This is a genomic window from Corallococcus sp. AB011P (genome assembly GCF_003611605.1).
GTDB classification, from domain to species: domain Bacteria; phylum Myxococcota; class Myxococcia; order Myxococcales; family Myxococcaceae; genus Corallococcus; species Corallococcus coralloides.
On record NZ_RAVX01000032.1, the window covers coordinates 33,896 to 51,937 of the forward strand.

The following is an 18,042-nucleotide window of genomic DNA, read 5'->3' on the forward strand; positions in this document are numbered from 1 at the left end:
TGCCGGCGTCAGTGGATGACGAGGCGGATCTTCTCGCTGCAGATGAAGTACTCGTCCCCGTCCTCGACCTTGCGGCGCTTGATGCGCTGCTTGTTGAACCAGGTCCCGTTCGAAGAGCCGAGGTCCTCGATGTAGAAGTCGCCGCCGTCGCGGGCGATGACGGCGTGCTCGCGCGACACCTTGCCGGAGTTGATGACGAAGTCGCAGTGCTTGCCGCGGCCGATGACGTAGCGGTCCTTGACGATCTTCTCCTGCTCGCCGGACTCCAGGACGAGGTAGAGCGAGGCGCCCTCCTCCTCGTCCGGCTCCTCCATGGGCTCTTCTTCTTCTTCGGCCTCCTCGGGAGGCTCGTCCTGCATGTCGTCGAGCGGCGGCTCCTCCTGCTCCGGCAGGGGATCCTCCTCGTCCTCGATCATGTCGTCCGCGGACGGCGGGGGCGGCTCGTTCTTGCCCTTGATGAGCCGCTCCAGCTCGGCGGCCGTCTCCAGGACACGCTCGGCGACCTCGCGGCGCACCGGATCATTGTCCAGCCCATTGGAGGACGGGCGTTCTTCCGCGTTGCGCGCGGCGGGACGCGCGGCCGGCGCGGGGGCAAGGACCGGCGGACCACCCTTGGCCGCGGCGGCCGGGGGTGGCGCGGCGGCCGGACGCGCGGCCGGGGCGGGCGCGGGTGACGGCACCGCCGCCACGGCGGGCTCGCCCTTCGTCCTCACGTCGATGAAGCCGTTGAGACGCGCGAACATGAACAACGCCTGGTTGATGAGCGCGTCGCGATCCGAGCCCATCTGCTGGGCCATCTCTTCGTACGTCTCCCACAGGTGCTCGGCGATGCCGACCTTGCGTGCGGGACGGGAGTTCTGATCGATCATCGGTCTTGGCTCGGGAAATGCTGGACGTAAGGGACGATAGCAGAGCCGCTCGGGCGCGCCCAGTTACTGGAACGCCCGGAGATACGTAAGGTTGTCCAGGTTGTCGCTGATCGACTCCAGGGCCACCTGGAGCACGCCGTCCGCCGAGGGATAGGCGACGTAGGCGAGGCTGGCGCCGGCCACGTCCGTGGCCACCACGGAAGCAGGCAGGGTGTAGAGCGCCAGGCTGCTCGACGGGCCGGTGTCCACGCCGAAGACGTAGCGGCGGAAGCGCGGCAGCAGCGTCACCACGTAGCGGTCACCCGCCACCAGCCGGCTCCCCACGCCGATGGTCGGCGTCAGCGTGAGCGTCAACGGCGCGGGCGCGTAGGTGGTGGGCGACTTGGGCGGCTCCAGGCCCAGGTCGAAGCCGTCCGGGTGGTAGTAGTAGTCCAGGAAGCTGGAGACGGTGTACGCCTCGTCGACGTTCAGCCGCTGCAGGTACGTGTCGCGGGTCTCCGCGCCCGAATAGAGCACGAAGGGCTTCACGTTCGGGCCCGCGCGCACGGAGAACAACGGGAACGACGCGCAGGGCTCCGCCGCGGCGGCGACCGCCGGGTCGGACAGGTTCGGGTAGAGCCGCGTGAGGCCATTGCCCTGGTCCTCCAGGCGCAGGATGGGGATGACCGCCGCGCAGGCGCCCGCGTTGTTCGCCAGGATGATGGAGTCGCCGGGAATCACCCCGCGGGCCGTCACCTGGGTCGTCTCGATGAGGAGCGGAGGATCCTCCTGGGTCAGGTCGCGTGAGAGGCCGACCAGTCCGGGCAGCACGCCCTGGAAGACGAAGCGGTACGTCCCGTTGGGCACCGTGCCGCTGCAGAGGAACGCCGTGGCGTTGGTCACATCCGTCGCCTGGGGGCAACCGGGCTGTGTCACGGTGATGCCCGGGAACTGATCCGCGCGCGCCAGCTCGCTGCTGTCACGCAGCTCCGCGACCACCGACGAGTTCAGCGGCTTGTTCGCGGAGTCGCGGTCCAGGTTGAACGCGCGCCGCTCGTCCGCTCGGAACAGGGTGATCCTCCCGTCGGACGACGGCATGATGCCCAGGAGCGGAATGGCGGAGAGGTAGGCCACGCCGTCCGCCAGGAGCTCGCGGACCTCCAGGCCCGTGCGCAGCGTGAGGCCCGTGGGCAGACCCGCGGACGGCCGCAGGGTCAGCATGGGCGCGCCGGTGATGTCGCGGGCGAGCACCGGCGCCGCGGACGGCGCCACCACCGGCTCCGGCCCATTGTCGAGCGCGATGACGCCCTCGCAGTCAGACGAGTTGCACGTCAGCTCATCCAGCACCGCGAACACGAAGCGGCCCGCGGGCCAGGTTTCGAGGCATACCGTCGTCCCGTCATCCTGGGTCTTCTCAGCACTGCCCACCGGGCACGTCCCATCATCGAGCCTGGCTTTCTGCACGCTGTAGCTGGGGTGCGTGGCCACGAGCCGCGCCGGGATGTCCACCAGGTCCGTGTAGTCGGGCACCGTGTAGGGCGCCGGCCGCGGCCGCTTGTAGGGGATCTCCACGGAGGCCCCGTCCGCGACGACGCGCACGAGCCGGCTGGTGCCGGACACGTTGCGGATGGCGACCACCAGCGAGTCCGCGAAGTCGGCCCGCGCGGGCAGCGTGAGCATGGACATCACCGTGTCCGCCGGCTTGAGGCAGAAGACAGGCAGCGCGGGAGGCAGCGCGGCCGCGTCGAAGCCCTCCGGGCCGGGCAGTTCCTGGCGCATCACCACCCCGCCGCCGAAGGGACCGCAAAGCTGCTCGGCGGCCTCCGGGCGCGTCTGGAGCGCGTAGTACAGGACGCTCGGCGCGCCCTCCGCCACCGGGGCATGCGCGGCGAAGGCGGTGATGAGCTGGCCTGTCGCCAGCCGCGTCACCTCGTTGAGGCGCGCGCGGTCCGCGGCCACCACGGAGATACCGCGGCCGCCGGAGCTGCGCGCGTAGATGTACGGGCCGGACACGTCGTTGCCGTCGCCGTCGTAGCCCACGTCGCGGGTGAGCGAATCCGGCCGCGCGATGACGGGGATGGCCAGCGGCTCCAGCGGGTTCGGCGCGGGGATGAACTCACGCGGCGTGCGCGTCAGGTCCAGCACGCGCAGCTCATCCCGGTCCTGCGACGTGACGAAGACGAGCTGGTTGGAGAGCACCACGTCGTACGTGCCGGACAGACCGGCGGCGCCCGCGGTGGAGGTGGTGTCGGAGCAGGCGAGCGCGAGGCTCGCGCCGCTCAGCAACAGGGCAGCAAGAAAGCCGCGCTTCAAGGTCAGTTCTCCTGGCACACGCTGGTGCCCTGGTTCGGATCGCGCTGCTGCTGGATGCCCAGCTTCGCCACCACCCGTGCGTCCTGGGGACGCTCCAGGTCGGGGATGTCCACGATGGCCACCTGGCTGTCACCGAAGTTGGTCACGAACAGCCGCGCCGCGTTCGACCCGGCGGGGTTGTCCACCGTCAGCCCGAAGGCCTGCGACGGGTTGCTGGTCTGGTTGAGGTTGTTGACGAGCGGCACCTGCGCCACGACCTGCCCGAGCGCCTCGTCGTAGAGGGACAACGCGCTGTCGCCGGTGCTCGTCACCGCGACGATGTGGGTGTCCGCGTTGGATGTGCCCGGCGCCCGGGAGATGATCTGCATGTCGCTCACGCCGTCGGGCATGGGCACCGCGGAGACCACTCGGAAGAAGGGCTGGGTGGCGGCGGTGCCCGGCACCGCCTCGTACTCGAAGTCGAGGGTGAGCAGCGTGTCCGGGCCGCGCGCCAGCATGTACAGCCGCTCGCGCACGAGGTTCGGACGCACCGCCAGCTCCTCCGCCGTCACCGGACGGGACACCACGCGCACCGCGCGCGCCTCGCGGATGCGGTACACCGCCTGCAGCGAGGGCTCCAGGATGGTACCGGGATCGTTCTTGTTCACCAGCCGCAGCACGAAGTTGCCGGGCACCGTGCCGCTGATGCCTGCCACGAAGTTGCGGCCCGTCACGTAGAGGTAGCCCGCGCCCACCGTCACCGAATCCGAGCCGCCGTAGAGGTAGCCCTCGGGAGACAGCGGGATGAAGCCCAGCGTGTCGCGCGTGGGGTTGTCCAGCTTCAGCGTGGCCAGGTAGCTCTCGAAGTCGCGGCTGGAGTCGGCGGGTGAGTCCGCCGCCTCCGAGTGCGTCACGTACAGGTTGCCGCTCGCCTCATCCACCGTCACGCCGATGGGCGACGGAGCGCGAGGCAGGCCCGGGCGGCCCTCGTCGCTGAGGGACGACGGGATGTCGTCGGTGAGCGACAGCGCGCCGTTGCGGCAGTCCACGCCGCCCTGCACGCAGGTGAGCACCGGAGCGCCGTTGGCCTCCACGCGCACGTCCACCGCGTGCAGGTTGTTGCCCTCCGCGCGCGAGGGCACGAACAGGCGCGGCAGCCCCGTAGCCGGGTCCACCCACATGCCCAGTTCGCCCGCGAAGCTGCGGATCTGCACGAGCGATTCGTCCCCGGAGGACAGGTCCTCGAAGGCGAGCGCGGAGTCCGGGAGCACGCCGCCCAGGTAGGGCACCGTGACGGCCTGCCCGTCCACCTGCGTGCTCAGCGTGTCCAGGTTCAGCGCCATCACCGAACCGGAGTCGTAGCAGTTGTCGAAGTTGGCGTTCGCGACGAAGAGATAGCCGTTGCTCGCCGAAGGGCCGCCAGCCGCCGGAGGGCGCCAGAACGCCACCCCGCTGGGGTACACGAAACGGGTGGACGGAGGCGGGTTCGGTTCGGATTCAATCGAACACGCCCCGAGGAGCAGCAGCGCGGGAGTCAGGAAGTAGAGGCGCATCAGAGGGGGGCGGAGTGTAGGAACGCGGCCCTGCCCCGGGCAACTGAATAGGGCTACTGCTATTCCCGGCCGCCCTCTCGCCGACATCCGCCCCCATCCGGAGGGCGTGCGCCGCTCCCCTGGTGGGGGAACGGGCGCACTCCGGCGGTGAGCTGGCGACCAGGCCTCAGGCCGCGGCGGTTTCGGCCTGGATCTTGGAAAAGTCCGCTACCTGGTTGAACAGGGCGCCAATCTCCGTGAGGAACCGGATGCGGTTCTCCCGCAGGTCCTTGTCCTCGGCCATCACCATCACCTTGTCGAAGAAGGTGTCCACGGCGGGCTTCAGGCCGGTGATCTCCTTGAGCGCGCCGGCGAAGTCGTCCACGCGCACATGCTCGCCCACCTTGGCGCGCGCCTGGGTGAAGGCGGTGTGGAGGTTCTTCTCTGGCTCGTCGGTGAAGCGCTGCGGGTTGGTCTGCCCGCCGGCCACGTCCTTGCCCTGCTTCTCCACGATGTTGACCACGCGCTTGAACGCCGCCGCCAGCGGCTGGAAGTCCGAGTGGCCCACGAGCACGCTCAGGGCCTCCAGGCGCTTCTTCGCCGCGACGAGGTCGTCGAAGCCCACGGCCAGCACCGCCTCCACGACGTCGGTGCGGTGCTGCTCGCCCCACAGCGCCTTGAGGCGGCCGCGGAAGAACTCCAGCACCTGCTCGCGAGGGGCCGCTTCACCCGGCTTGCGCTTCACGTTGGCCAGCTTGGGGGCCAGCAGGCGCAGCGCCTCGTCCACCGCGGCGGACAGGCTGAAGCGGTAGCCGCGCCCCAGCACGATGCGGATGATGGACAGGCACGCGCGGCGCAGCGCGAACGGATCCGCCGCGCCGGACGGCGCCTTGCCGATGGCGAAGATGCCGCACAGCGAGTCCAGCCGGTCCGCCAGGCCGATGAGCGCGCCCGCGTCCTGGGACGGCAGCGCGTCCTCGGCGCCGCGGGGCAGGTAGTGCTCGAAGATGGCCAGCGCCACCGCGTCGGGCTCGCCGCCCGCGCGCGCGTACTCGCGGCCCATCACGCCCTGGAGCTCCGGGAACTCGCCCACCATGCCGGTGACGAGGTCCGCCTTGGACAGCGTGGCGGCGCGCTCCACCGTGGCCGCCTCCCCAGCCCTGTCCGTGGCCTGGGCCAGCCAGCCCGCCAGTGCGCGGAAGCGCTCCACCTTCTCCAGGTACGTGCCCAGCTGCCCCTGCCACACCACGCGGCCCAGCTTCTCCACGCGGTCGGCCAGCGGCGTGCGGCGGTCCTCGTCGAAGAAGAAGCGCCCGTCCGCGAGCCGCGCCGCCAGCACGCGCTGGTAGCCGCGCAGGGACAGCTGCTCGTCGCGCACCGGCGTGTTGGACACGGCGATGAAGCGCGGCAGCAGCTTCCCCTTCGCGTCCGTCAGCGAGAAGTAGCGCTGGTGGCTCTTCATCTCCTGCACCAGCACCTCCGGCGGCAGGTCCAGGTGGCGCTCCTCGAAGCTGCCCACCACGGGGCTCGGCAGCTCCACCAGGTTCGTCACCTGGTCCACCAGGCCTTCGTCCTCCAGCAGCTGCGCGCCCGCCGCCTTCGCCGCGGCGTTCACCTTGCGCAGCAGCTCCGCGCGGCGCTTCGCGATGTCCGCCACCACGTGCGCCTTCTCCAGCGCGGCCTCGTAGTCCGCGGGCGCCTTCAGCGTGATGGCGCCCGGCGCGAGGAAGCGGTGGCCGTAGGTCGTGCGGCCCGCCTTCACGTCGCCCAGCACCACCGGCAGCTCCGTGTCGCCCAGGAGCGCCACCAGCCACTGCACCGGACGCGCGAAGGCCGTGTCCACGTCACCCCAGCGCATGGACTTCTTGAAGTTGATGCCGTGCACGGCCGCGTGCACCGCGTCTTGGAGGATGGCCTCCGCGGGACGGCCCTTCTCCTCCACGCGCGCGGAGAGGTACTCGCCCTTGGCCGTGGTGGTGCGCCCGAGCGCGTCCACGGACAGCTTGAGGCTTTCGGCGAACTTCTCCGCCGCCTTGGTGGGCTTGCCCTGCGCGTCGAAGGCGGCCTTGGCGCTGGGGCCCAGCACCTCCTTCGTGATGTCCTCGCCCGCGTCCGCCACGTCGCGGACCAGGACGGCCAGCCGGCGCGGCGTGCCGAACGTGCGCACCTCGCCGTGCTTCAGGCGGGCGTCGGCCATGCGCTCGGTGAGCACGCGCTTCAGGTCCTCCAGCGCGGGGACGATGAACGACGCCGGGATCTCCTCGGCACCGACCTCCAGCAGAAGATCACGCGCCACGGGCCACCTCCGTCTTCTCCTTCTTCTCCACCGGCTTGTTGAGCTGCACCGTCTTCCAGTAGTCGCTGGCGGGCTTGCCCTCCAGCACCGGTGGCTGCTCCCCCACGGTCCACGGCGTCTTCGTCAGCGGGTAGCCCAGCCGCTCGCGCATCTGGAGATACCCTTCCGCGCACAGGCGCGCGTTGTCACGCACGCGCTTGATGAAGTTGGCGCGCTCGGTGACGGAGATGGCGCCGCGCGCGTCCAGCAGGTTGAACGTGTGCGAGCACTTCAGCGCGTAGTCGTACGCGGGCATCGGCAGGTGGCGCTCGATGAGCCGCTTGCACTCCTTCTCGTACGCGTCGAACATCGAGAAGAGCATCTGCGGGTCGGACTCGTGGAGGGCGTACTTGCTCATCTCCACTTCGTTCGCGTGGAAGATCTCGCGGTACTTCACGCCCTTGACCCACTCGATGTCGTAGACGTTCTCCACGCTCTGCAGGTTCATCATCAGGCGCTCGAGCCCATACGTCAGCTCCGCGGACACGGGGCGGCAGTCGAAGCCGCCGCACTGCTGGAAGTAGGTGAACTGCGTCACCTCCATCCCGTCGCACCACACCTCCCAGCCCAGGCCCCAGGCGCCCAGCGTGGGGGATTCCCAGTCGTCCTCGACGAAGCGGATGTCGTGCTCCAGCGGATCCATTCCCACCTTCCGCAGCGACTCCAGGTACAGCTCCTGGACGTTCTTGGGCGCGGGCTTGAGGATGACCTGGAACTGGTGGTGCTGGAACAGGCGGTTCGGGTTCTCACCGAAGCGGCCGTCGGCGGGACGCCGCGAGGGCTGCACGTACGCGATGTTCCAGGGCTCGGGACCGAGCGCGCGCAGGAACGTGTACGGGGCCATCGTGCCCGCGCCGACTTCCGTGTCGTACGACTGGGTGACGATGCATCCCTGGTCGGCCCAGTGCTTCTGGAGCGTGAGGATGAGGTCCTGGAAATACATGTTGGCGAGTCCTTCTCGCAGTGCGTCGAAGGCAGAGGCGGAACGCGGCGGACCCTAGTGAGGGGGTCCAGGAGCGTCAAGGACGGCGGTCAGTTCGAGTAGGCCGGGAGGTCGGCCAGTCGAATCTGCAGCTTCGTCACCTCGCCGGGACGGATGGGAGCGGACAACAGCTTGCTCGTACCGCCGGGGTCCTGAGGGTCCACCACGCGCAAACGGTACGTCCCGATGGGCAGGGGGAACTTGATCAGCGGGGACGTGCCCAGCTGCGTGGCGCCGTCGAACACGGCCGCGTTCTTCGGCACCGTGTAGAGCGTCAGCCACCCCAGGCCCGCCTTCGCCGCGCCCTTCGAGGTGGTCGTGTCGAGCACCTCCGGGTTCTCCACCTGCGTGACAGTGGTGACGGGCTCCGGCGGCCGCTCGGAGGGCTCGGGCTTCGAGGGGCGCGTTTCCGCCTTCGCCACCGCGGGCGCGTCCGTCGTGGCGGCCGGCTTCGTCTTGCGTCCGCCCTTGCCGGCGGGGGGCTTCTTCGCGTCGGCGGGCGTCGCGTCCACCACCGGTTCGGGCGTGGGCGGCTCCTCCACCGGCGCCTGCGCGGGCTCGGGGGTGGTCTTCTGGACGAAGCCCGGCGGAGGACCGGAGGGCTTCGGCGGCCACTGTCCGTTCGCGGCGGGGTCCACGGGCGGCGCCGGATCCAGCTCCGCCTTCACCCACTGCTTCGCGGAGTCGAACGCCGGCATGAACACGCGGCGCACGGGCTCGAGCGTCGCCAGCCAGGCCACGCCGCCCAGGATGAGGAGCAGGAACAACCGCATGCCCCAGCCGGAGCCCTCGCGAGCGGGCGGGGCCACGGGGGGCGCTTCAACGGACTCCTCTTCCTCCACCTGCCGCGAGGGCCGCGTGGTGCCGCGCACCGGACGGGCCTTGAAGCGCTGGGTCTGGAGCTCGCTGGGCGGATCCATCAGCCCGTCGGACTGGGCCTCGTCGCGGGCCTCGGCGGGCTCGGGCCGCGCGCTGGGACGGGCCCTCGAGGGCCGCACGGCGTCAGCGGGAGGACGGATGACCCGGGGAACGGGCGTCCCGTCCGCCCCCGAGGGCCGCTGCGCTCGCGGCGTCACGGCGGGCGTGTTGAGGCGGGAAGCGCGGGCCTCCACGGCTTCATTGGCGGGACGCGGGGTCGCGCGGGGCGCGGGCGTCGAGGACTCGGCCGCGGTGCGGCGGACGGGCGTGGGCTTGAAGGACGCGGCGACGTCCGCGGACGGGGCCTCCGCGTGCGGCGACTTCACCTGCGCGGTGGCGGCGGAGGCGGCCTGCTCACTGCCCTCCTCCACCTGGAGCGCGCCGGCGGCCTCGCTGACGCGGGCGTCCTCGGCGCGGCTGGCCAGCTCCAGGAGCGTGCGCGTCTTCTGGCGCTTCTCCTCGAAGAGCTCGCCCATGACGGCGGTCATCTGGTCTTCGTCGAACAGCTCGGAGCCCAGCGTGGCCTCGATGGCGCGCGCCATCTCCCGGCAGGTGCCGAAGCGCTGGGCGGCATCGCGCGACAGCGCCTTGAGCACCACGGCTTCCAGCGCCTCCGGCACGGCCGCGTTGAGCGAGCGCGGCGCGGGGATGTCCCCGTCCACGATCTGCATCATCACGGCGGCTTCGCCGGGGGCGTTGAACAGGCGCTGTCCGGCCAGCAGCTCGTGGAGCATCACGCCCGTGGAGAACTGGTCGCTGCGGCCATCCAGGTCCTTGTTGCGGACCTGCTCCGGGGACATGTAGCCGCTGGTCCCCTTCACGGTGCCCACCTGCGTGCGGCCCAGCTTGCCGCGCGCCTTGGCGATGCCGAAGTCGATCACCTTCACGACGCCGTCGTAGGTGAGCATCACGTTCTTCGGGGACACGTCGCGGTGCACCACCGCCACGGGGCGGCCCGACGGATCCATGAAGTGGTGGGCGTAGTGCAGGCCCAGGCACGTGTCGCGAATCACGCGCGCGCTGAAGCCCAGCGGCAGCGCGTACTTGCGCCGCTCCGCCATCTTCACCACCTGCTCCAGGTTCTGGCCGGGCAGGAACTCCATGGCGAGGTACAGCTCGCCGTCCTCCTCCCCCAGGTCGAACACCTGTCCGATGTTCGCGTGCGAGAAGGCCGCGGTGATGCGCGCCTCGTCGAGGAACATCTTGACGAACTGGTCGTCCTTCTTGATGTCGGGGAGGATCTGCTTCACCGCCACGAACTTGCGGAAGCCACCGGGGCCGGAGGTGTACGCGAGGAACAGCTCCGCCATCCCGCCCATCGAGAGGCGGGTGAGGATCTCGTACTTTCCGATGCGCCGCCCCCGGTCGGGATCGTCTCCGGCGACTCCCTGCGTGCTCATGGCGGGCGCGGATGTTACCCGCCGAACCCTCCCAGGTCGATGACCGTCTTTCCAGACGGCCCCCACCCCGGCCTCCGGAGTCCGGTGAAAGCGGATTAGGCGCCGAACCGCCGTCGCCGCACGTCGAGCATCCAGCCTTCGAGCGCGGCCACGGCCGGCGGTTGTGGCTCCAGAGGCAACACGGAGGCCGCGTCCGCCGCGTCGAGCACCGCGAAGGCGCGTGTCACCTCCCGCTGCCACTCTTCGCTGAGGGCGTCGGTCAGCTCGATGCGCTCACCGCTCCGCTTGCGCTCCACCAGCGTACGGGCTTCGCCAAAGCCATACGGTTCCAGCAGGACGGTGACGTCCGTCTCCACTTCGCCCGTGCGCAGCGCATGCGTCCCGGTGAGCGTCGTGCGCAGCACGTACAGCAACTTCTTCACGGAGCGGAATCCGCTCTTCTCCCACTCGCGGAACTGCCCCTGTCCGAAGCCGCGGTAATGCCGGTGGATGCGCCGCGACAGCGCGGCCCGTACCAGCGGCCGCAGCGACTCCAGCTCCGGCAGGGCCCGCACGGTGATGGCGCCCAGCACCCGCTCGATGTAGTTGCCGTTGCCCTGGAGGATGCCCAGCAGCACGGGCTGCAGCTCGTTGGACGAGTAGTCCACCTCCACGCCCTCCAGCACCTCCAGCCGCTCCGCCGGCACGTGCCGGGGCTGGAGGCCGAGGAGCGCGGTGGTGGGCGCGATGTGGATGGCCTTGAGGTCCAGGTCGCTGTCATGCGACGGGAAACCGTACGCATGCGCGCCGGACAGCGAAATGACCAGGTGCTCGCGCTGGAGGGACTCCGCGTCCAGCACGCGGTCCGCCATGCGCTCCTGATGCTCCGTCACCCTGCCCTTCATTCCGTCCCTCCTTCCAGCGCCGGAGCCTCCGGCGCGTCACGGCCCAACGGGCCGGGCGTCTTCAAGACCCAGCGCCGCGCCACCTCGTCGCCCACGCGACGCAGCAACCGGTCCGCGCGGGCGTAGTCCGGATGCTCCGGCAGCCGGCTCTCTCGGTGCGCGGCCTCCAACGCCGGAGCCATCGACTCGGCGTCGCGCAGCACGTCCTCCAGTGGCACCTGTCCGCCCTTGATGTCGAGCAGCCGCGCCTTCAACGCCCCCGTCGCCTCGAAGCCAGGCACACCGTCGCGCAGCCAACCCGTCGCCAGCGCCACCAGCCGCAGCAGGTTGTACGCGTTCTTCGGCCGCAGCTCCCGCGCGGACGGAGGACGCTGGCCGCCGCCGCGCGCGTACGCCGTGAGCGCCGCGAAGTCGTTCGACGCGAGCAGCCCCTGGTCCCAGAGCGAGCGGTAGAGCTGCTTGACGTACGTCTTCGCCGCGAGCACCGCATCCTCGGGCGTGGGCGCGGCACGAGGCGACACGGCGGACAGGCGACGAGCGACCTCGTCCAGGTCCGGCGTGGGCTCCTCGCACAACCACGCGAGCAGCAGGTCGCGGTGCTCGGCCAGCCGCTGGCTGCGGGTGAGCTTGTCGAGCTGGCTCATGGCGTAGCGCCCGAAGCTGCCGAAGATGGCCTTGGAGACGAACGCCTCGCGCGCCTCCAGCACCCACGTGCCCAGTTCGTCCACCGCCGTCGCACCGGGGACGAAGAGGGTCTCCAGTGTGTTCGGATCCGCGCGCAGCGCCTGCTCCACCGTCTTACGGACCTCCCAGTACGTGGTGCTGCCATCCGCGCTCACCAGGTCCTGCGGCGGCTGCCCCAGGCCGAGCGTCCACGGAAGCGGCAGCGCGAACACACCGCGCACGTCCACGTCGGAGCGCTCATCCGCGAGCCCCCACGCATGACTGCCCACGCGCGTCTCCAGCACCACGCACGGCCGCAGCGCGCCCCAGGCCGCCTCGCGCCGCTGAGCGAACTGCACCTGTCCCGCGCGCCGGGGCACCAGCTCATCGCGCGCGAACCACACCTCGCCCACGCCGACGATCTGCACGTCGAAGCCGCCGTCATGCGCGCGCACCACGCGGCCCACTACGCCCTGGGGGATGCGGCGTCCCCCGGACGCCACACGCTCCACGCGGGTCGTGACCTCGGTGCCATGCGGCAGGGGCACCGATAGCCGGTCGATCTGCTCCAGCCCCCGGACGCGAGCCGGAGCGGAGGAAGAAGTCTCACGGGTGTCACTCATCGGTCCCTCCTGGATGGGATGGTGGGCCACGCAGGACGCAGCGAAGCACACGAGCCTGACCCGGCCCGGCGCTTCCCGTCAGCGCGCGATGCGTCGCACGGCGGGCCGAGCGGGCAGCAGCCCCTCCACTTCGGATGCCACGGGGAGCGCCGCCACCGCGCCCAGCTTCGTCACCACCCGAGCCCCCACGCCCGCCGCGAAGGTCATCAGCGCGACCAGTTCCTCGCGTGTCGCATCCTCCAGCGAGCGCGCGTCGCAGTACCAGCGCACCAGGCCGCTCAACATGGCGGACACGAAGCCATCACCGGCGCCTGTCGTGTCCACCACCGTCACCTGGGGCGCGGGAACGGAGAGGACCTCCCCCCGCCAGAGGAACACCGCGCCGCGAGGGCCCAGCGTCACCACGGGCAGCCGCACGCCCTTCGCGGACAGGACGTGCAGGGCCGCCTCGGGCGAGTGCTCGCCGGTCGCGAAGTGGATCTCCTCCTCGGACAGCTTCACCACCGTGCACAGCGGGAGCATGCGCCCCAGGAGCGCCTTCAACTCCTCGGGCTGCGTCCACATGTGCAGCCGCAGGTTCGGATCACAGCTCACCAGCATCCCGGCCTCACGTGCCAGGGTGAGCATGCGCACCATGGCCTCGCGCGCCTCCGGCAGGAGCAGGGAGTTGGAGCCGCAGTGCAGCGCCTTCGCGCGCCGCACGAAGCCACCGTCCACGTCGGAGTCGTCCAGCAGGAACTCCGCGGACCGCGTCCGGAAGTACGTGAAGCTGCGCTCGCCATGCGCGTCCAGCGAGACGAACAACAAGCCCGTGCGCGCGTGGTCCACCTGGCGCAGGCGGCTCACGTCCACGCCGTCCGCCGCCAGCCGGTCGCGCAGGAAGTGGCCGAACTCATCGGAGCCCACCACGCCCACCATCGCCGAGCGCAGGCCCAACCGCGCGAGCCCCACGGAGACGTTGGCCGGTGAGCCTCCCGGCGATGGCTTCCAGGCCTCCACGTCCCGCACGCGCGTGGCGCCACCGGCCACGGGAAGGAAGTCCACCAGCGTTTCGCCGACACACACCACGTCCAGCGGCCCGGCTTCGTGCATGACAGCTCCCCCTGGGGACCGCGTGCTGCCCGTCAGTCCAGGCCCACCTGCGCCATGAAGTCCACGCTCTTGAGCTTGCGGCCCACGTGGTGCGCGATGAAGACGTTGAGCAGGCCCCGAGCCCGCGCGCGGAGGTCCGCGGGCAGCGGCGTGCGTTGCCCCTCCTGGAGCGAGCGCAGACCGGCCAGCAGCGCCACCGGCACCGGCACCGAGTCACGCGCGCGTCCGCCACACGGCTCGCACACCGCGCCACCGTGGCCCTGGTCGAACCGGGGCCGCTCGCCGGGCAGACCGCCACACAGCGAGCAGGAGTCGAAGCGCGGCATCAACCCCGCCTGCGCCAGCGCCGCCAGCTCGAACGCGAGCAACGACGTGGGCCCGGCCTCCTTCGCGTCCAGCCGCTGCAGGTAGCCCTCCACCAGCTCGAACAGCTCCGGGTGCGGTTCATGTTCGCGCGTGAGCTCGCGGCACAGCTCCACCGCGTACAGCGCCCGGGCGATGAGCGACAGGTCCTCGCGCGCGGCGTAGAAGCCCGCGACGATGTCCGCCGAGTCGATCCGCACCGTGCTGCCGCGCGTCTCCACGAGCTGCACGCGCAACCGCATGAACGGCTCCAGCGCCCCCGCGAACCGGCGCTTGCTCTTGCGAGCGCCCGCCGCGAACGCGGTCAGCTTGCCGTGCTCACGCGTGAGCAGCGTCACCAGCCGGTCGGACTCGCCATAGTCGACCGTGGACAGCACGAACGCGTCGTCGGCGTACCGCTCCATGATCCCTCGTCAACGCGCCGCGGGGGGCGGAAGCTTCCCGGACAGCACCAGGAACAGCCCCGCGCCCAGGAGCAGGACCGCCAGCAGCACGGCCAGGATGACGTACGCCCGCTTGCGCCGCGCCTTCTCAAGCTGCGCTGGCGAAGGCGCGGGCACCGCCCGGTCCACCTCCTCGTAGCGCAGCGCCGCTTCCTCCGGCGACAGGCCGATGACCTGCGCGTACGCGCGGATGTAGTTCAGCACGAACACGCGCTCGGGCAGCCGCTCCACCTGCCCCGCCTCCAGCGCCGCGACGAGGCTGGGGGGAATCTTCGTCTCCCGGGAGACGTCCTCGCGCGACAGGCCGCGAAGCTCGCGCTGCTGGCTGAGGTATTTGCCGAAGTCGACGTGGTCCACGGTCTTTCGGGGCCCCCGCGGCTAGAGGTGGTCCAGCAGTGAGCGGCAGTGGTCCTTGAGCACCGATTCGTTCGGCTGAGCCTTGGACTCACAGAGCGCAAGCGCCTTCTTCGCCTCGTCCACCCGCCCGAGCTTCGCCTGGCACACGCCTTCGCGCTGGTAGGCCTCCGCCACGTCCGGGCACTTCTCACGGTAGTTCCCGAACTGCCGGCACGCCTCCTCCGTCTTGCCCGTCTCGTCGTAGATGATGCCCAGGTTCTTGTAGCCCAGGCAGAAGTCCGGGTTGGTGGTGACGGCGGACTTGATGTTCTGCAGCGCGTTCGCCGTGTCGCCCTTCTTGTAGAGCGCCCAGCCCAGGTTCCCCTGCGCGGAGTAGCCGTGGCGGTACTGCATGTCGTTGAGCGACTCTTCGTACAGCTTGATGGCGTCGTCGTAGCGGCCCTGATCCAGGCGCAGGTTGCCCAGGTTCGTGCGCGCATCGGAGAAGGACGGCCGCAGCGTCAGCGCCTTCTCGTAGTGGGACGACGCCTCGTCGAGCCGCCGGAAGGACAGGTGCAGCAGCACGCCCACCGCGTTGTGGGCCTCCGGGTTGCCCGGGTTCTGCTCCAGCGCCTTCTGGTACTCCTGGAGCGCGTCCTGCACGTGGCCGTGCTGCTGCGCCTGGATGCCCAGGTCGTAGTGGATCTCCGAGCTCTGGCGCTCCTTCTCCGTGGGGACGTGCGCACAGCCCGCCGACGCGAGCGCGAACGCGAGGAAGCAGGAGGAAGTGATGCGGGACATGGGTGCCAATCCAGGGTGGAGGGTCAGAACGCGGCCAGGAAGCGGCCCAGGGTGGTGGCGACGTTGCGCTTCTCTTCGGCGCGGGCCTTCACGGCGGGCACGAGCGTGGGCTCCCGGAAGAACACGGGCAGCGTCTTCAGCCACTCGTCCTGCTGCGCGGGGGCCGCGGCGCGCCAGTTCGCGTTGTCCATCATGAAGCCCAGCGACTCCACGAACGCGAGCGCGTCGTCCTCGTCCTCGCGCAGCTCATCCGCGGACTGGATGCGCCGGCCGGAAACGTACACCGCGCAGTCCCCCGCCTCCACGAGGTACAGGTACACGAAGACGCCCGCGCCCTGCCCGCCGCGCAGCCCCACCACGAAGGCCTGCGCGGGCCCGGCCTGCTTGCCGGGAATGGCCACGTGCGGCGTGTTGAGGGACAGGTGCAGCGCGAGCACCTGGTCGCGGTTGGCGGGGAGGCCCCGGTAGCGCTCGTCGATGGTGAACACCGTCGTCTCCCTTCCCGCGCACCCTAACGGGTGGTGAGCGTGAACTCCTCGGTCGCGTCCTGCACGTCCGCAGCCGTCTTCTGGAAGCGGATGAGGGGCGTGTCAATCATCACGTTGCCGCCGCCCTCGTTCCCCTCGCCGATGATCACCTTGAAGACGTTCCCGGGCGACGTGCTGCGGCGGCTGCCCGTGCTCTGCTTGCGGGCAATCAGCGTCACCGCGTTCGCGCCGGGACGCAACTGGCTGGTGATGTCCACCACCACCTGGTCCTCGTTGTTGCGCAAACGGCGCAGCCAGCGCGAGTTCACGTACACGTCGATGTCGAAGTCCGTCATGCCCGGCGTCGTCTGCTCCGTCACCAGCCAGTAGCGCTGGGAGATGCGCCCCGGCACGGCCGGGGAAGCGGCGGGAGCGGCCGGCGCGGGAGCCTGCGCGACGACCCCCGCGTCCACCGGGGCGGCGGCCGGAGGCGTGGCGGAGGAAGGCGTCGCGGGCGTGGGCGTCACGTTCGTCACGCGGGCGGCGTACCCCGGCGCGTCGATGTGGACGTTCCCTTCCGCGTCGATGCGGACGGTGGCCTTCTCGAAGCGCGTGTTCGTCACCCCGTCGATCTTCACGCCGTTCAGGAAGACCGAGCCGGCCAGGGCCAGCATGGGGACGAGCGAGGCCGCGACGGTGATGGCAATGCGAGCGGATGGACGGGGCATGGGGGCATTCCTCCTGGGAATCCTCAACAGTCCCGGGAGCTTGCGAACGACTTAGCGCACCCGGGGGAGCGGGACAAGGCGGGGACGGCCCTCCTTGGAGCGCTCCGCCGCCCCGAACATTCACCCGGGGGCCCGTCTTCCAGTCCGGCCGCGAAGGCCGTCAGGGCGCCGCGGTCGGCGTCTCGTCAGGCGCCGGTGGCGGCGGCTCGCGCTGCGCGAGCGCCCAGTCCCCGCCCAGGCCATGGCCCTCGCGGAAGCGGCGGAAGTCGCGCCGCACGGCCCGGGGGTAGCGCCGGAACTTCTCCAGCTCCCCGGCCTTCATGGCGTCCCGGATGCGCGTGGGGCCGGCGTTGTAGGCCATCAGCGCCAGGTCCAGGTCTCCGCCGAAGCGGCCCTGCAGGTTTCGCAGGTAGCGGATGCCCAGGCGCACGCAGACGGCGGGATCCGCCACCACCTCCTCACGCGACAGCCTCAGGCCTTCCTTCTCCGCCAGGAAGTGCAGCGTGCTGGGCTTGATCTGCATCAGGCCCCGGGCGCCCTTCTCGGAGACGGACTCCTCCTCGAAGTCGGACTCCACGTCGATGAGGGCCAGCACCAGCAGCGGGTCATACCCCGTGCGGCGCGACTCCTCGTCGATGGCCTGCCCCAGCCGCCGGCGCAGCGTGAGCCCCAGGTCCGGGGCGCGCTTGGCCAGCACGGCGTCGATGAGGGCCGCCTCCTCGGAGACGGCCTCCTGCGCCACCATCTCGGGGACCACGGACTGGGGGGCGGACTCCTCCAGGAGGGGCACCACCCGCGCGGACACCACGAGCGCCACACCCGCGAGCAGCGGGAGCCGGGAGCACCCGCTGCTCAGGGCATGGAGCCCCGCGAAGAACCGCGTTCCCAACGACCTGCCGCCCGAGGCGGCGGGTCCTCTCACTTCCGGTGCTCCAGGGCCTGGATGCGTTCGTTCAGACGCTCCAGGCGGGCACCAAACGCCTGCAGCTCCTCGCGGCGAGGCAGCTTCAGGAGGGTCAGGGCCGTGCGGACCCGCTCCTCCACGTTGTGCTCCAGGTCCTTGCGGTGCCCCGTCAGCCGCTCCGCGAACTCACGGGCCTGGCGCTTCACCTCGTCCTGGCTCCAGCCCGCGACGGACGCCACGCGCTGCACGGCGCGGGAAGCCTCCTCCTCCGCCGTGTTCACCGCCAGGAGCGCCTGGCTCCAGATCCGCTCGAATGCCTCCGCCACGGAGGTCTTCTCTCGGGGGGCCTCGGTGTTGTTGTCCATGAAGTCGCTCCGGGAGTTACCCCGGGCCCTTCCCGTGGAAGGAACCCTGGGCATTCAAAGGGGTTT

Annotated in this window: 16 protein-coding genes; all 16 read right to left on the reverse strand. The window is 70.7% G+C overall.

Annotated features, from left to right (window positions below; translation table 11 throughout):
- Window positions 1-8: 8 nt before the first annotated feature.
- The 16 genes from D7X30_RS39295 to D7X30_RS39370 all read right to left on the reverse strand — a co-directional run bounded on the left by D7X30_RS39295 (window position 9) and on the right by D7X30_RS39370 (window position 17,976).
- Entirely contained in the window at window positions 9-869 is an 861-nt protein-coding gene (locus D7X30_RS39295; RefSeq protein ID WP_120568112.1) for an FHA domain-containing protein, read from the reverse strand.
- A gap of 63 nt (window positions 870-932) precedes the next feature.
- Window positions 933-3,161 (reverse strand): hypothetical protein, encoded by a 2,229-nt coding sequence (locus D7X30_RS39300; RefSeq protein WP_147443425.1) that lies wholly within the window; start codon window positions 3,159-3,161, stop codon window positions 933-935.
- Window positions 3,162-3,163: 2 nt separating this feature from the next.
- Window positions 3,164-4,693: a hypothetical protein gene (locus tag D7X30_RS39305; protein ID WP_120568114.1), complete on the reverse strand. Its 1,530-nt coding sequence runs from the start codon at window positions 4,691-4,693 to the stop codon at window positions 3,164-3,166.
- A 166-nt stretch (window positions 4,694-4,859) separates the two neighbouring features.
- Window positions 4,860-6,968: a glycine--tRNA ligase subunit beta gene (gene glyS / locus D7X30_RS39310; RefSeq protein ID WP_120568115.1), complete on the reverse strand. Its 2,109-nt coding sequence runs from the start codon at window positions 6,966-6,968 to the stop codon at window positions 4,860-4,862.
- A complete protein-coding gene (gene glyQ / locus D7X30_RS39315; RefSeq protein ID WP_120568116.1) occupies window positions 6,958-7,950 on the reverse strand; it encodes a glycine--tRNA ligase subunit alpha in 993 nt (330 codons plus the stop codon). The genes glyS and glyQ overlap by 11 nt, the downstream gene beginning before the upstream one ends.
- Window positions 7,951-8,039: 89 nt before the next feature.
- Window positions 8,040-10,307 (reverse strand): serine/threonine-protein kinase, encoded by a 2,268-nt coding sequence (locus tag D7X30_RS39320; protein ID WP_120568117.1) that lies wholly within the window; start codon window positions 10,305-10,307, stop codon window positions 8,040-8,042.
- Between the two features lie 95 nt (window positions 10,308-10,402).
- Window positions 10,403-11,191 (reverse strand): DNA polymerase beta superfamily protein, encoded by a 789-nt coding sequence (locus tag D7X30_RS39325; RefSeq protein WP_199724684.1) that lies wholly within the window; start codon window positions 11,189-11,191, stop codon window positions 10,403-10,405.
- Window positions 11,188-12,477: a DNA polymerase beta superfamily protein gene (locus tag D7X30_RS39330; RefSeq protein ID WP_120568118.1), complete on the reverse strand. Its 1,290-nt coding sequence runs from the start codon at window positions 12,475-12,477 to the stop codon at window positions 11,188-11,190. The genes D7X30_RS39325 and D7X30_RS39330 overlap by 4 nt, the downstream gene beginning before the upstream one ends.
- A 78-nt stretch (window positions 12,478-12,555) precedes the next feature.
- Window positions 12,556-13,569: a carbohydrate kinase gene (locus tag D7X30_RS39335; protein WP_120568119.1), complete on the reverse strand. Its 1,014-nt coding sequence runs from the start codon at window positions 13,567-13,569 to the stop codon at window positions 12,556-12,558.
- Window positions 13,570-13,601: 32 nt separating this feature from the next.
- Window positions 13,602-14,336: a DNA repair protein RecO gene (recO, locus tag D7X30_RS39340; protein WP_120568120.1), complete on the reverse strand. Its 735-nt coding sequence runs from the start codon at window positions 14,334-14,336 to the stop codon at window positions 13,602-13,604.
- Window positions 14,337-14,345: 9 nt separating this feature from the next.
- The gene (locus D7X30_RS39345) at window positions 14,346-14,732 is read right to left on the reverse strand and encodes a RodZ family helix-turn-helix domain-containing protein (RefSeq protein ID WP_120568121.1); all 387 of its coding nucleotides are present in this window, start codon (window positions 14,730-14,732) and stop codon (window positions 14,346-14,348) included.
- A 21-nt stretch (window positions 14,733-14,753) separates the two neighbouring features.
- Window positions 14,754-15,512, reverse strand: coding sequence for a social motility TPR repeat lipoprotein Tgl (tgl, locus tag D7X30_RS39350; protein WP_120568122.1), 759 nt, complete (start codon window positions 15,510-15,512; stop codon window positions 14,754-14,756).
- Between the two features lie 23 nt (window positions 15,513-15,535).
- On the reverse strand, window positions 15,536-16,000 hold the full coding sequence (locus D7X30_RS39355) for a social motility and stimulation tgl protein (protein ID WP_120549802.1): 465 nt from the start codon (window positions 15,998-16,000) through the stop codon (window positions 15,536-15,538).
- Window positions 16,001-16,023: 23 nt separating this feature from the next.
- Complete coding sequence (locus D7X30_RS39360; RefSeq protein WP_120568123.1) at window positions 16,024-16,707, reverse strand: hypothetical protein; 684 nt, start codon at window positions 16,705-16,707, stop codon at window positions 16,024-16,026.
- 160 nt (window positions 16,708-16,867) lie between these two features.
- Entirely contained in the window at window positions 16,868-17,629 is a 762-nt protein-coding gene (locus D7X30_RS39365) for a lytic transglycosylase domain-containing protein (RefSeq protein WP_120568124.1), read from the reverse strand.
- Entirely contained in the window at window positions 17,626-17,976 is a 351-nt protein-coding gene (locus tag D7X30_RS39370; RefSeq protein ID WP_120568125.1) for a phasin family protein, read from the reverse strand. Before D7X30_RS39370 ends, D7X30_RS39365 begins: the two co-directional genes overlap by 4 nt.
- Window positions 17,977-18,042: the final 66 nt, after the last annotated feature.

Excerpts from the sequence above, each read along its gene's own strand:
- D7X30_RS39295 (WP_120568112.1), bottom strand. The coding sequence starts at position 869 with ATGATCGATCAGAACTCCCGTCCCGCACGCAAGGTCGGCATCGCCGAG.
- D7X30_RS39305 (WP_120568114.1), bottom strand. The coding sequence starts at position 4,693 with ATGCGCCTCTACTTCCTGACTCCCGCGCTGCTGCTCCTCGGGGCGTGT.
- glyQ (WP_120568116.1), bottom strand. The coding sequence starts at position 7,950 with ATGTATTTCCAGGACCTCATCCTCACGCTCCAGAAGCACTGGGCCGAC.
- D7X30_RS39320 (WP_120568117.1), bottom strand. The coding sequence starts at position 10,307 with ATGAGCACGCAGGGAGTCGCCGGAGACGATCCCGACCGGGGGCGGCGC.
- D7X30_RS39325 (WP_199724684.1), bottom strand. The coding sequence starts at position 11,191 with ATGAAGGGCAGGGTGACGGAGCATCAGGAGCGCATGGCGGACCGCGTG.
- D7X30_RS39330 (WP_120568118.1), bottom strand. The coding sequence starts at position 12,477 with ATGAGTGACACCCGTGAGACTTCTTCCTCCGCTCCGGCTCGCGTCCGG.
- D7X30_RS39335 (WP_120568119.1), bottom strand. The coding sequence starts at position 13,569 with ATGCACGAAGCCGGGCCGCTGGACGTGGTGTGTGTCGGCGAAACGCTG.
- recO (WP_120568120.1), bottom strand. The coding sequence starts at position 14,336 with ATGGAGCGGTACGCCGACGACGCGTTCGTGCTGTCCACGGTCGACTAT.
- tgl (WP_120568122.1), bottom strand. The coding sequence starts at position 15,512 with ATGTCCCGCATCACTTCCTCCTGCTTCCTCGCGTTCGCGCTCGCGTCG.
- D7X30_RS39360 (WP_120568123.1), bottom strand. The coding sequence starts at position 16,707 with ATGCCCCGTCCATCCGCTCGCATTGCCATCACCGTCGCGGCCTCGCTC.
- D7X30_RS39370 (WP_120568125.1), bottom strand. The coding sequence starts at position 17,976 with ATGGACAACAACACCGAGGCCCCCCGAGAGAAGACCTCCGTGGCGGAG.